At 60.3% G+C, this 12,855-nt stretch carries 11 protein-coding genes; 2 read left to right on the top strand and 9 right to left on the bottom strand.

The window, feature by feature from the left end; genetic code table 11:
• Positions 1 to 111: 111 nt before the first annotated feature.
• The 7 genes from NKI69_RS26555 to NKI69_RS26525 all read right to left on the bottom strand — a co-directional run bounded on the left by NKI69_RS26555 (position 112) and on the right by NKI69_RS26525 (position 9,574).
• Positions 112 to 1,293 (bottom strand): ABC transporter permease, encoded by a 1,182-nt coding sequence (locus NKI69_RS26555; RefSeq protein WP_031212616.1) that lies wholly within the window; start codon positions 1,291 to 1,293, stop codon positions 112 to 114.
• Complete coding sequence (locus NKI69_RS26550; RefSeq protein ID WP_023809555.1) at positions 1,290 to 2,288, bottom strand: ABC transporter permease; 999 nt, start codon at positions 2,286 to 2,288, stop codon at positions 1,290 to 1,292. The genes NKI69_RS26555 and NKI69_RS26550 overlap by 4 nt, the downstream gene beginning before the upstream one ends.
• A gap of 2 nt (positions 2,289 to 2,290) precedes the next feature.
• Positions 2,291 to 4,189, bottom strand: a complete 1,899-nt coding sequence (locus tag NKI69_RS26545; RefSeq protein ID WP_352722836.1) for an ABC transporter substrate-binding protein — start codon at positions 4,187 to 4,189, stop codon at positions 2,291 to 2,293.
• Entirely contained in the window at positions 4,186 to 6,081 is a 1,896-nt protein-coding gene (locus tag NKI69_RS26540; protein WP_023809553.1) for an ABC transporter ATP-binding protein, read from the bottom strand. Before NKI69_RS26540 ends, NKI69_RS26545 begins: the two co-directional genes overlap by 4 nt.
• A 157-nt stretch (positions 6,082 to 6,238) precedes the next feature.
• On the bottom strand, positions 6,239 to 7,573 hold the full coding sequence (locus NKI69_RS26535; protein WP_023809552.1) for an adenylate/guanylate cyclase domain-containing protein: 1,335 nt from the start codon (positions 7,571 to 7,573) through the stop codon (positions 6,239 to 6,241).
• 535 nt (positions 7,574 to 8,108) lie between these two features.
• On the bottom strand, positions 8,109 to 8,213 hold the full coding sequence (locus NKI69_RS26530) for a hypothetical protein (RefSeq protein WP_023809549.1): 105 nt from the start codon (positions 8,211 to 8,213) through the stop codon (positions 8,109 to 8,111).
• A gap of 179 nt (positions 8,214 to 8,392) precedes the next feature.
• Positions 8,393 to 9,574 carry a DUF3095 domain-containing protein gene (locus NKI69_RS26525; RefSeq protein ID WP_081734769.1) on the bottom strand — a complete coding sequence of 394 codons (1,182 nt, stop codon included), beginning with the start codon at positions 9,572 to 9,574 and terminating at the stop codon, positions 8,393 to 8,395.
• A gap of 74 nt (positions 9,575 to 9,648) precedes the next feature.
• Here NKI69_RS26525 and NKI69_RS26520 point away from each other — a divergent pair, with 74 nt between their 5' ends.
• Together NKI69_RS26520 and NKI69_RS26515 are read left to right on the top strand one after the other, a co-directional pair.
• A complete protein-coding gene (locus NKI69_RS26520; protein ID WP_023809547.1) occupies positions 9,649 to 10,737 on the top strand; it encodes a glycosyltransferase family 4 protein in 1,089 nt (362 codons plus the stop codon).
• Entirely contained in the window at positions 10,734 to 11,495 is a 762-nt protein-coding gene (locus NKI69_RS26515) for a polysaccharide deacetylase family protein (protein ID WP_352722835.1), read from the top strand. The genes NKI69_RS26520 and NKI69_RS26515 overlap by 4 nt, the downstream gene beginning before the upstream one ends.
• Before the next feature lies 1 nt (position 11,496).
• Here the strand turns inward: NKI69_RS26515 and NKI69_RS26510 are convergent, their stop codons facing one another.
• Together NKI69_RS26510 and NKI69_RS26505 are read right to left on the bottom strand one after the other, a co-directional pair.
• On the bottom strand, positions 11,497 to 12,351 hold the full coding sequence (locus NKI69_RS26510) for an MBL fold metallo-hydrolase (RefSeq protein WP_023809545.1): 855 nt from the start codon (positions 12,349 to 12,351) through the stop codon (positions 11,497 to 11,499).
• A gap of 23 nt (positions 12,352 to 12,374) precedes the next feature.
• The gene (locus tag NKI69_RS26505) at positions 12,375 to 12,821 is read right to left on the bottom strand and encodes a cyclic nucleotide-binding domain-containing protein (protein WP_031212612.1); all 447 of its coding nucleotides are present in this window, start codon (positions 12,819 to 12,821) and stop codon (positions 12,375 to 12,377) included.
• Between the last annotated feature and the right edge of the window lie 34 nt (positions 12,822 to 12,855).

The following is a 12,855-nucleotide window of genomic DNA, read 5'->3' as shown; positions in this document are numbered from 1 at the left end:
CGTGTCGGAACATATAGAGGCGGACGATGAACACTGCAACAACCGTACAGGCAGCCGGCAAGGATCATACCGGGTGGAATAGGCGGCACGGCGCGCGGCAAAATAACGACCTCACTTGTAGGGATCTGCGGCGTCCCGCAAGCCGTCACCGAGGAAGTTAAACGCCATGATGACGAGAATGACGGGGAGCATCGGCAGGAGAAGCCATGGATAGAACGCGATCACGCTGACGCTGCGCGCCTCGGTGAGGAGGATTCCCCAGCTGGTTATCGGCGCCCTCAGGCCGAGCCCGAGGAAGCTCAGCGCCGTCTCGCCCAGGATCATGCCAGGAATCGAGAGCGTCGCCGTCGCGATCAGATGCGACATGAAGCCGGGAATGAGATGCCGCCTAATGATGCGGCTGCTTCCGGCGCCCATCAACTGCGCGGCGAGAACGTAATCTTCCTCGCGCAAGGCCAGAAGCTTTGAACGCACGGCCCGCGCCAGTCCGGTCCAGTCGAGCACTCCGAGGATGACGGTGATGCCGAAATAGATCAGAATTGGGCTCCAGGTTATCGGCATGATCGCCGCCAGGGCCAACCATAGCGGAATGCTGGGAATCGATTGCAGAACTTCGATTATTCGTTGAACGATCAGGTCGAAGATACCGCCGTGATAACCGGCCAGTCCGCCGATGACGATGCCCAGCAGGAAGCTGAAACTGATGCCGACGAGGCCGATTGTCAGTGAAATGCGTGCGCCATAGATCATGCGCGAGAGCACGTCGCGCCCCAGCCGGTCGGTGCCCGCCAGGAAAAGCTGACCGTTTTCGGCAGCGCAGACAAAATGCCTGTCACCTTCGATCAGGCCCCAGAACCGGTAACGATCGGCCTTGCAGAAGAAACGGAGCCGCTGAACATCGTCCTGGTTGTCGATGTAGTTCCGCTTGAGCGTGTCCATGTCCAGCGTCATCTGGCGGCCATAGACGAACGGCCCGACGAACTGGCCGTTGTGGAACAGGTGCACCTGCTGCGGCGGCGAATAGATGTAGTCCATGTTGCGCGTGTGCAGGTTGTAGGGCGCCAGGAACTCGCAGATTAATATCCCGAAATAAAGCACTACCAGGAATATGCCGGATACAAGGGCGAGCCGGTGCAAGCGGAATTTCCACCACATCAGCCGCAACTGCGACGCCTGAAAGACCTTCGACTGCTCCACCGTCATCGCCTCGACCGACTGCAGGTCAAAGGGCGCGCTGGAAACATAGTGTTCTAGTGGAGCACTCGGTGCGGGGAGCGGCGAATCCGTTTTCATTTGGTGCTGCCGCCCTGCAAACGAATTCGTGGATCCAGCAGCGCCAGCGCCAGGTCGGAAATCAGGACGCCGATAACCGTCAGGAAGGCGAGGAACATCAGGAACGACCCCGCCAGATACATGTCCTGGCTTTGCAGCGCCTTGATCAGCATCGGCCCGGTCGTTTCCAAAGACAGCACGATCGCGGTGATTTCGGCGCCGGAGATGATGGCCGGCAGGATGGAGCCGATGTCGGAAATAAAGAAATTGAGCGCCATGCGCAGCGGATATTTGACCAGCGCCCTGAACGGATGAAGACCTTTGGCGCGCGCGGTCACCACATATTGCTTGTGTAGCTCATCGAGCAGATTGGCGCGCAGCCGCCGGATCATGCTTGCCGTGCCGCCGGTGCCGATGATCAAGACCGGGATCCAGAGATGGGAGAGTATCGACTTCGCCTTGGCCCAGCTCATCGGCTCGCTGAGATATTGCGGGTCCATGAGATGGCCGATGGACGTGCCGAACCAGATGTTGGCGAAATACATCAGGATCAGCGCCAGCATGAAGTTCGGAATGGCAAGGCCTAGGAGGCCAAAAAAGGTCAGGCCGTAATCGCCCCAACTGTATTGATGCGTCGCGGAGTACATGCCGATCGGAAAGGCGATGAGCCAAGTGAAGATGATCGTGACGAAGGAAACCAGCACAGTCAGCCACATTCGGTCCCCGACGACGTCGCGAACCGGCAACTCATACTCGAAGGAATAGCCGAAATCGCCGTGCAGCATCCCGCCGACCCAATAGAAGTAACGAATGATCGGCGGCTTGTCGAAACCATATTCCTTGCGCATCATCTCGATGCGATCGGAATCCACCCCTTCGCCCTGTGCCCGAAGCTCGGCGACATAGCTGTCGAAATAGTCGCCGGGGGGAAGTTCGATGATCGTGAACACCAGCGCTGATATCACCAGCAGCGTTGGAACCATCACAGTAATGCGCCAGACAATATATCGAAGCACGCTCAGGACTCTCCAAGCCAGAATGTATCCGGCATGTAGACACCGAAATAGGCGGTCGGATCGTAGCCGAAGAGCGCCTTGTCAGGCAGATTGCGCAGCCGTGAGGACACCAGAATCGGCTGATGCGTTCCGTTCACGGTCCCGATCGAAAACACCTGATCGGTGTAGATCGACAGCATCGAATTCCAGATTTCGGCGCGCTCTGTCGCTTCGGTCGATGCGTTCCAGCGCTTGAGCAAAACCATTAACTCGATCACTGCAGGAAGATCGGGCGCCTCGCCCATCTTGCCATGAGACAAGTAGTGAGCACCCCAGAGCGGCCATTGCAGCTGATCGTCGATTGTGGGGGCCAACTGACTCGGGTTCATGTCGGCGGTCGGCACGCCATTGTCGATGCCCGACCACATCGACATCATGATCTGGCCGCCAAGCGCGCGGCTGCGGAAGATGTCGCGCTGCGAAGTCCGGATGAACAGGGCGATGCCGATCTTTCGCCAGTGATCGGTGATGAGTTCGAGCGCGTCGGTTTCCAGCGTGCTTTCGCCGGCGGTTTCCACGATGATCTGGGCAGAGCGTCCATCGGGAAGTATCCGCAGGCCGTCATCGTCACGTGCCAGAAGCCCGACCTCGTCGAGCAGCGCGTTGGCCTGGTCGGGATCATGGGCAACCCAAGCTTTAGCGAATTCCGGCCGGTAGAGCGGGCTCTCGGACAAAACCGTATCGGCGCTTTCCTGCGCCAATCCGTAGAACACGGCCATATTGATCTCGCGCCTGTCCACGGCGAGCGAAAGTGCGCGGCGCACGCGCACGTCACGCAGAAGGCCACGCCACACCTGGTCGGCACAATTCAGATTCGGCAGCAGCGCCAGCCGAGAACCCTGTGTGCGTTTCCACAGGTGCATCTTCACCGGATAGCGCTTCTCCGCGTCCTTCAGGAAGGAGTAATCGCTGAAGTCAATTCCCATGCATTGCAGGTCGCTCTCGCCCGCCCCGGTCTTCGCGGAGATGATCGCCGATGAGCTGACATTCATGATGATTCGGTCAACATAGGGCAGTTGCCGGCCGTTCTCGTCTGTCCGATGAAAGAAGGGGTTGCGCTCGAAGATGAATTGCTCGGCCGGCGGCTTGGTTCGGTTCTGCCAGGGGTCGAGCGTCGGCAGTTCCGGGTTCTCCGGGCGATATTGCCGCGACATACGGATATGCAGGAGCGTCCATTTCTGGGTCCGGTTCTCCTTCATCAGGCCGGCGAGCCGGAATGGATCCTGATATTTCTTGTGGAACTGCTTGAGATAGGCGGATGGCAGAACAAGCGATATCGGCGAAGCGGCAGCGAGCTTGGGCAGGAAGTCGGGATTGGGCGCATCCCAACTATAGCGCACCGTCAACGGATCGACGATCTCGAAGCGTGGCGGCTTGCCGTCCGCCATCAGGGTCGGGGCGAGCCCGCCTTGCGAAAGCTCATCGTTCAGCCAGACATCTTCCCAACAATAGCGAAAATCCTCCGGCGTCAGCAGGCTGCCGTCGGACCATTTGTGTCCTTCCCGTATCTTGAACGTGAAGATGCGATCATCCGCGACGTCGAAATTTTCGAGAATGTCGGCCTGCAAGCTAAGCTTTGCGTCGTAGCCGACCAGGCGAGAATATCCGTAAATCGTCATCATCCGGATATCTTTCTGGCTGCCGATGATCGTACGCAGCGTGCCGCCATATTGGCCCGGCTGCCGGCCCATCGTGGCGAGATTCAAGGCGCGCGGGCTCTTGGGCAGGCGCTCGGTGAGTGCTGGCAGCGCCCTGGCCGTCAGCTGCGGCCGAAGAAATTCCGGCTCCAGGTCGCCAGCGCGCGACGTGCCCGGCAGGAGTGCCGAAGCCATCACGCCAAGGACGGTGCGACGGCTGATCAATGGCGTAACTCGCTGACATCGGCCGAACGTCGGGCCAGCACGAGGTGGCCGCCGCCAAGATCGAGCGGCGCCAGGACATCCTCGTCGCCTTCTTCGCGGAATTGTGGTCCCCATGCGCTGGTGTCAGAAGCGCCGCCGAGCTTCAGCGTCTTGAAATCCATCGGCCGGTCGAGATCGGGGAAAGGTACCGCGGCGACCAGGGAGCGCGTGTAGGGGTGGATTGGTTTCCTGAGCAGAATTTCGCGCGGCGCAAGCTCGACGATACGCCCGCCGCACATCACCGCGATGCGGTCTGCCATGTAGTCCACCACCGCCAGATTGTGGGATATGAACAGGTAGGTCAGGCCCAGTTCTTTTTGCAGGTCCTTCAGAAGATTCAGGATCTGCGCCTGGACAGAGACATCGAGCGCCGAAACCGGCTCGTCGCAGATCAGGAGTTCAGGCCCCAGCGCCAATGCGCGCGCGATGCCGATGCGCTGACGCTGCCCGCCGGAGAAACTGTGCGGATAACGCTTGATGAAGCGCGGATCGAGCCCGATTGCCTGCATCAGGCTCTTGACCGTGGCGAGTCGGGACGCCGCATTGCCACGCTCATGGATCTCCAGCGGCTCGCTCAAGATGTTCTCCACCGTCATGCGAGGTGAAAGCGACGAAACCGGGTCCTGGAAGACCATCTGGATTTTCGCGCGCAATATGCGCAGGGCATCTCCCTCTGCGCCCAGGACGTCGGTCGGTCCATCGCGGCCGTTGAAGATCACAGAACCGCCGCTGGGGGTAATGGCCCGCATGAGGATCTTGCTGACGGTTGTTTTGCCACAGCCGCTTTCGCCGACCAGACCCAGACACTCACCCCGCCTGATGTCGAAGCTCACGCCGTCCACGGCGCGAACAGAGGATTGATGACCCCCGCTGAACCATCCTGACTTGCGGATGGTGAAGGTCTTAGTCAGATCCCTTACCGACAGCAGGATGTCGTCTGGCCCCTTCGATGCCGGGGCAGTCTGCTTGCCGAGCAGGTTCCCGACATTCACCGGCACCTCGCGGAGCGCCTTTAGCCTTTCACCGGGCTTCAGGTCGAAATGCGGAACGGCTGCCATTAGGCCCTTCAGGTAAGGGTGGCCCGGCCGGCGGAATATCGCCTCGACAGGCCCCATTTCCATGATCTCGCCATGGTACATGACCACCACCTCGTCGGCGACATTGGCGACCACGCCGAGGTCGTGCGTGATCAGCAGCATCGCCATGTTCAGCTTGGTCTGAAGCCCGCGCAGCAATTGCAGGATTTGTGCCTGGATGGTGACGTCCAACGCCGTCGTCGGCTCGTCGGCGATCAACAAAGCAGGCCGGCAGATAAGCGCCATGGCGATCATGGCGCGTTGCCGCAATCCTCCCGAAAGTTCAAATGGATACATGTCGTAGGCGCGCTTGGGATTGGGGAAGCCGACAAGGCCGAGCATTTCCTCGGTCCGCGCCTTGCGCTCCGCCCGAGCCATAGGCGTATGAATCTGCAAGGATTCGCTGACCTGGTTGCCGATCGTGTGCAGCGGCGAGAGCGATGTCATTGGCTCCTGAAAGATTTTGCCGATGCGGCTGCCTCTCAACGCCCGGATTTCGGTTCCGTCACGCTGCATCTGCAGGATGTCTTGCGTCGTGCCAGGCTTTTCAGGATCAGAAAACAGGATACGGCCGCGAACGTGGGCCGTATTCGGCAAAATGCCCATCACTGCCTGGCTGAGAACCGATTTTCCGGAACCGGACTCGCCCACAAGCGCGGTAACCTTGCCGGGCAGGACGCGGAGATTTGCGCGTCTGACGGCATGCAACGGTCCCCCGATCATGGCAAAAGAGATGCCAAGATCCTCGATCCGCAGCAGATCAATGCCCGAATTCATCCTCACACCAGCCCCACTCTGGCAGTCTGCCGGGCGGCAGACCCAAAAAGCGAGACTAGCGTATTGCCAGCCTAGAGCAACTTGGATTCGAATCGAATTCCGCGACGGAACCGGCGACCGGGCTGCACACCAAGGCTTTCGGACCGGATCGTGTCGGTTACTGGAGCTTCCTCCGGTCGCTTGCCGACAACCGCGCGGCATCGCGATGAAGCAGCATGACCTGCTCGGCGTCCGATATCCGGTCGTGAATCGGCGCAGCGTCTTCATCGAGCGCGAGAGCACCCGACAAATCGGGTGAAAGCACCGTCAGCTTCTGCTTGATACCCGCCAGTTCCTCCGTGCCGAGCGTCAGCCAACTGTTGTCGCCGCAATAGCTGGCGAAGTCCTTGCTGGCGAGAACGCTGTGCGGATATTTCTTGGTCAGGGTCTGGAGACGCTGGACCTCGTTTACAGCCGAGCCGAAGACAGAGAATGTCAGCCGGTCGGTAAGTCCGACATTGCCGAACATCACATTGCCGACATGCAGGCCGATACCAAACTTTATGTCGCCCAACCCCTGCTCCTTTCTGCGCAGATTGAGCTCCATCATGCGCGCGCTGGCCTTGTGCGCTGCCGCAAGAGCAGCCTGGCAGGCGATCTCGGACTGCGAGCGATGCCTTTCGCAGGGGTAGACGGCGATGAAGCCATCCCCCAGGAAACTCATGATCTGCCCGCCTTTGCGATTGAAAGGTGCAGCGATGGCATCGAAAAACTGGTTCAGCGTATCGATGTAGATTTCGCGACCGGAGGTTTCGGCAAGCCTTGTCGACCCCCGCATATCGCCCATGACCAGTGCGGCCCGGATTGTGTCACCCTCGCCGCGCTTGATCTGGCCGTCCAGCACACGTCTGCCGGCGTCGCCGCCAAGATAAGTGGTCATCATGTTGTCGGCGAGCTTCGTGAGCACCGCCATCTTGGTGGCGATAGCGAGATAGTTCTGGATCCGCAATAGCGCCGAAATCATGCCGTCGCTGAAGCCAGACGCACTGTCGGTCGACCACGACCCCATCATGCCCTGGCTGGTATCGCCGTTGAAGGGATGCACGAATGCCATGTAATCGGTGACGCCCATACGCCTGAGGTCGTCGAAAACAGGAAACTCCGACCGCACCGAGGGGTCAAGCCGGCGCCGCAGGTGGTCGAGCTTGTTGCTGAGCAGATGGTAGTATGGGCTGGTCAGGAATCTGTCGGAATGAACGCCGTTCTCACTGCGGAAGCCTTCCACTTCCAGGCCCTGGCCGCGAAGCCAGGTAAAACCAAGCGCGTCATAGAGCGGATGAAGCATCGAAAAGCTCAAATGCACCCGCTTCAGCGGCAGGCCGGCAGCAGCCAACCGTTCACAAAAGCCCTTTACCAATGTTTCCAGGTCGTTGCCCGCCAGCGCCGATTGGCTCAGCCAGTCGGCAACTTTATCCATGAGAATGGTGGAAACTTCTGCTTGCGCTGTGCTCATGCTATCTCAAACCCGTCGAAGACGAGCCATCTCCTTTGATCCGCCACACAAGTGAAGGCAGTGAAGCCGGCTTCGGCGACGAAAGCCGGCGAAGAATTTCCTAAATAACTCCTTGCAGGAAGGAAGCAGGCGTAAACAGCATCTATCACCTGGAACCCTATGTGGCGAGGCTTCCGGCGGAGTGCAATCTCGATGCTGACATCGGGCAAAGAATTCGCCGTCTCAGACATCGTCGGGCCTTCACCACCACTGTCGCTTGGACCAGCCCGAGGCGGCCAAAATCATTGCGTGTGTCGACGACCAGAGGAGCGTGATCAGCGATCGCCTGATAGTCGATCGCGTCGTGGTAGGTTGCCACGACGACAGCATCGGATCCTTCGGGGATCCTCTCCGGCTCCCGGTGTTTCGTCAGCGGTGTCGGAACGCAGATTATGATGGCATCGCAGACGGCTAGTTCGGCAAATCCGCAGTGGTGCGGAACCGCCCGGCCGGCACGGCTGTCGACGTCACTGCCTCAAGTAGGATTGGCCGTTGCTCAGGCATCGACCTTCCGGGCTTCGATGTCGAAGCCGGAAACCGGGAACCCGGCGCGTGCGATCGCAACCGACAGCGGCAACCCGACATAGCTCGGTCCGATCACGCCGACTTGCGCGACGCACCTCGAAATCCGGTTCAGAAGACGGTCATATGTTGATCGTTAGGCGTCCAAAAATCTGCTTTCCCGTCAATTCGGACAGGCTACCCGCTCCCATGGCGCGGCTCACCGGTGCCAAGAACCATGAGTGAGGGCATATTGCGGAAATCGATTTCCGCAAGCAGTCAGCAGACCGGCGCCTTCGCCTTCAGGCTTGCGGCAGCCATCGCGTAGCCGCCGGCGGCGCCATCGATGAAATGAACATGATCGCGCTGCAGCGGCGAGATGACGAGGCAGGTCATCAAGGCCGACTTCTGGCGGTGCAGGCCATAATTGCAGATGCCCGCCTCTTCCGCCTGCTTCAGCCGGTCTTGGATCCGATGCAGCACATCCGCGTCAACGTCGATGGTCATCTTCAAGCCGTCGTCGAACTTTCGGAAATCCGAATTGCTGGCCACCTCGCGTTTGTAGACCTTCGGATCGAAACGGCCAATCGTCCAGCCAAATCGATCGGTTACAGCCGTAAGCGTCATCAGGAACACGATCCACAGCTTCGACCGCCACCGCCATCCTGCCGTGGCCATCGCCCGCGCCTCGACATCCAGGCCGGCGGGCAGCAGACTGTAGCCCGGGCCGTCCACCGGCACCGGGTGGCCATCGCGCTCCTGCCTGCCGGCGAGGGCGATGATGTCGGAAGCCAGAAACTGAAACCCGCGCAAGTCGCGCGACGCCCCCGGTGTGGCTATGATCGAGACGATTTCGCCATGCCGTGCTTCGATCGGGTTCCAACGGCAGGAAAGGCCGGTCAGATCCGGCCGCGCGCCGACCGGCGCAGGATCGATGCGGTAGCGCCCCGCTTTCATCTCAGCTTCCGCCCAACTGCCGCCACCGCCGGCGAACATGGCATAGAAGGCCGCTTCGGAGGCCTGGAACCTCGCCACGCGAACGTCGAGGCCCTGCGCCCTTATGTCCCCTATCGGCACGATCGCGGCGCGCAAGGTCAGGCCCAGTTCGTCCGCCACCCATCTTTGGACGGCCGCCAGCGCGTTGCGGGCGATCTCCAGCGCCGAGCCGGGAAACGCCACGAGTGCGCCGTCGCCGCCGAAGACAAAGGGGAGATCTTGCCGACCCAGCGCATTGAGCAGCGCCGAAATGACGCTTGCGCCGGCCATATTGACGGTTTTATAGCGCCCCGCCTCGATCGCCTTGGTCGAGCCGACAATGTCGGCAGTGGCCAGCGCCCAGCCATCGGGGAGGGGCCGATAGTTATCGATATCGGCAACGCTTTCGAACTTTGCGAAGACCGGCAAAGAAGCGACAAAAGGGTCGGACGCGACAGCTGTTTCCATGGCCATCAGATAGCACATTCCACGACTTGAAGGTGAAGTCGATCACGCTTGGAAATTGACTTGCGCAGGCTTTCCGATGATAGGGTCGCGCGATGCGAATTGCCTTCTACGCGCCGCTGAAGTCACCCAATCATCCCGTTGTCTCCGGCGACCGCCAGATGGCACGGATGCTTGTCAAAGCGCTGGAGTACGGAGGGCATAGCGTCGAATTGGCATCTGAGTTGCGCTTCTATCTACGCCAGCCGGAGTCGAAAAGTTTCGAGGCACTCAAGATCGAGGCCGCAGAGGAAGCCGCGCGGCTGACCAAGCTTTGGGATCGTGACGGCAAGCCCGATCTCTGGTTCACCTACCATCCCTATTACAAGGCGCCCGACTTGATCGGGCCGGAGCTGGCGTCGGCCTTTGCTGTCCCCTATGTGACAGCGGAAGCCTCCTATTCCAGGCGACGCAATGCCGGCTTGTGGGCCGATAGCCAAGCATTGGTGGCGCGAGCCATCGAACAAGCGGCTCTGAACATCTGCTTCACCCAAAGGGATCGTCAGGGACTGGCGGATGCTATTCCCAAGGCCGCTTTCGGTATGCTTTCGCCCTTCATCGACATATCGGCATTCCGGGAAATCCCGGCACGGGGTTGTCCGACGCGCCTCGTTACCGTCGCCATGATGCGCCCGGGCGACAAACTGGGCAGCTATCGCATGCTGGCGCAAGCGCTCGGCTTGATCGGCCATATGCCCTGGACCATGTCGGTCGTCGGAGACGGGCCAGCTCGCGACGAGGTCGAAGCGCAATTCGCCGGCTTGCCCGCCGATCGTATCGAATGGATCGGCTCGATCGAGCCTGCCGCCGTGCCGGATGTCCTTTACACCGGGGGAATCTATGTCTGGCCGGGTTATGGCGAGGCCTACGGCGTTGCCTATCTTGAAGCACAGGCCGCCGGCCTTCCGGTGGTGGCTCAGGACATCGCCGGCGTGCCGGAGGTCGTGCGGGATGGCCAGACCGGGTTTCTCACCCCGCCGGGCGATGTCGCGGCGTTCGCTTCCGCCATTGAAAGGCTTCTGGCCCGGGACGACGAAAGAACCATCATGGCCGCGGAAGCCCGGCGTTTCGTTCTCGAAGAACGTTCCCTCGGTGGCGCAGCTGCGCGTCTGGCCGAACTTATTGCGAAGGTCCCGGTCTCATGACGTCCGATCCGATCTGGCAGCCCTTGGTGGAAGAGCTGGCGCGCCTGCAACGGGCGGGCCGCAAGGCGGAGTTCTGGCTGCGCGACGACGACGCCGTGTATCCGACGCCTGCGCTTGATCGGCTGCTCGACCTCACCGGTGAATTCGCGGTTCCGGTCACTCTGGCCGTCATTCCGGCCCTGACCGACGCGAAGCTTGTCGCCCGGCTCGACGAGGCCCCGCATGCCACGGTCGCCATCCATGGCTGGGCGCACCGGACTCATGCGCCCGAGGACCAGAAAAGGCAGGAGCTCGGCGCGCATCGGCCACGCGAGGCGGTGCTCGATGATCTGGCTCGCGGACTGTCGCGAGTAACCGGCCTGCACGGCGCACGTGCCGTTCCGATGCTGGTGCCGCCCTGGAACAGGATCGACGCCGGCGTGGTATCCGACCTTGGATCGATAGGTTTTGCGGCCTTGTCAGTCTATGGGCCGCCGAAGCCGGCTTCATTGGCGGTCATCAACAGCAATGTCGACATCATGGATTGGCATGGCACGCGCGGCTGCCGCGATCATGGTGTATTGGTCCAGGCTATCATCGCACACTTGCAGCATGCATCCGACGGCGAGCCGATCGGCCTGCTCACCCACCATCTTGTACATGATGAATCGGCCTGGCTTTTCCTCGAACGATTGTTGACAGTCACCGCACAGGCTGAACCCTGTGCATGGCTTCCGATCAGGACATTGATCGGGCGCCACGCGGGTAAAGGAAAATAGCTCAGCGCTTTCTGTGCGATGAGACCGGGAACTTGAGCATCTGGCCATCCCGCGCGGCAAAAGCGCCGGCAAACCTGTCCTTGGCCAGCTTCTCCATCTCGTCCAGTTGCTCGTCGGTGCGTGTCGGATCGTGGTGAAACAGCGCAAGCGCCCGTGCACCGGCCGCCTCACAGAGCTTGACGCCCTGTTGCCATGTCGAGTGACCGTTACCGCGGCGGCGTTCCATTTCCTTCTCGGTGTAGGTGCAATCGTAAATGACGAGGTCGGCATCTTCGATCAGGTCGAGCACCGACTGATCGAGTTTGTCCGGCTCGTGCTCGGTGTCGGTGATCACCGCCACGACGCGGCCGCCCCATTCGATCCGGTAGCCTATGCAGCCTCCCGGATGGGTGAGACTGCCGGTCCGAACCACCACCCCTTCGCGCGGCCGAAGCACGTCTCCGGATACGAAATCGCGGCAGTCGAGATTTGCCTTGCAGACGTTCATTTTCACCGGAAACCACGGCGGCCGTATGAACTCATCGATAATCTGCCGGGTCGTCATGCGTCCTGCAAGATGCCCGGACCAAAGCGTAAGCTTGACGCTCGGGTCGAAGATAGGCGCAAAAGCCGGCAGCCCGATGATGTGATCGTAATGGCAATGGGTGAAAAGCAGGTCGAAATCGGTCACATCCGACGCCTGAAGCGCCTTGCCGGCAGGCCGCAGGCCAGAGCCTGCGTCGAACAGAAGCGTATGCTTGCCGCATCGCATCTCAATGCAGATTGTGTTGCCGCCATAGCGAGCGAATTCTGGCCCGGATACAGCAATGCTGCCGCGCACGCCCCAAAATCTGACCAGGAAAAAATCGTCGTCCATGCTACCTTTGGCCCATCATAGCTCTAGGCGCTTCGTGCGTCGATCAGATCCGCGGTCGTATGGCTTAGCCGATCGGCAAGAACCCGCAATATCTCGATGGTCATTTCCGGGAACTCCTTCATAAGCCTCAGGAAATGATCCTTGCGGATTCTCAAGGCCTCCAGATCACTTGCCGCGCTGACGGTGGCAGTGCGGGAGCTGTTGCACAATATGGCGATCTCGCCGACAATCGAATTTGGCAGCAGTTCGGCAACTTTCATCGGCCCGCTGTCGGAATCGACCAGAATATCCGCCCTGCCTGAAAGGATGACATAGGCAGCGTCTGCCTCGTCGCCCTGCCGGAAAAGAATCTGGCCGGCGCTGTAATTCACGCGATCGGATGTGAACGCGAGCAGCTTGAGCTTTGCCGGCTCAATGCCAGAGAACAAGGGAACGCGTTGCAGCATTCCAACTTCATCCTTGAGCAGCATTGTCGCAAACCTTCCTAAATTCGCGTCTGCCAGA

The organism is Mesorhizobium sp. M0491 (assembly GCF_040321265.1).
GTDB lineage: Bacteria > Pseudomonadota > Alphaproteobacteria > Rhizobiales > Rhizobiaceae > Mesorhizobium.
Note: the sequence above shows the minus strand (reverse complement) of the source record. Positions and strands in the feature narration are given on the sequence as shown.

Bases quoted from the DNA above. Each gene is read 5' to 3' on its own strand.
- NKI69_RS26555 (WP_031212616.1), bottom strand. From the start codon at position 1,293: ATGAAAACGGATTCGCCGCTCCCCGCACCGAGTGCTCCACTAGAACAC.
- NKI69_RS26540 (WP_023809553.1), bottom strand. From the start codon at position 6,081: ATGAATTCGGGCATTGATCTGCTGCGGATCGAGGATCTTGGCATCTCT.
- NKI69_RS26535 (WP_023809552.1), bottom strand. From the start codon at position 7,573: ATGAGCACAGCGCAAGCAGAAGTTTCCACCATTCTCATGGATAAAGTT.
- NKI69_RS26525 (WP_081734769.1), bottom strand. From the start codon at position 9,574: ATGTGCTATCTGATGGCCATGGAAACAGCTGTCGCGTCCGACCCTTTT.
- NKI69_RS26520 (WP_023809547.1), top strand. From the start codon at position 9,649: ATGCGAATTGCCTTCTACGCGCCGCTGAAGTCACCCAATCATCCCGTT.
- NKI69_RS26515 (WP_352722835.1), top strand. From the start codon at position 10,734: ATGACGTCCGATCCGATCTGGCAGCCCTTGGTGGAAGAGCTGGCGCGC.
- NKI69_RS26510 (WP_023809545.1), bottom strand. From the start codon at position 12,351: ATGGACGACGATTTTTTCCTGGTCAGATTTTGGGGCGTGCGCGGCAGC.
- NKI69_RS26505 (WP_031212612.1), bottom strand. From the start codon at position 12,821: ATGCTGCTCAAGGATGAAGTTGGAATGCTGCAACGCGTTCCCTTGTTC.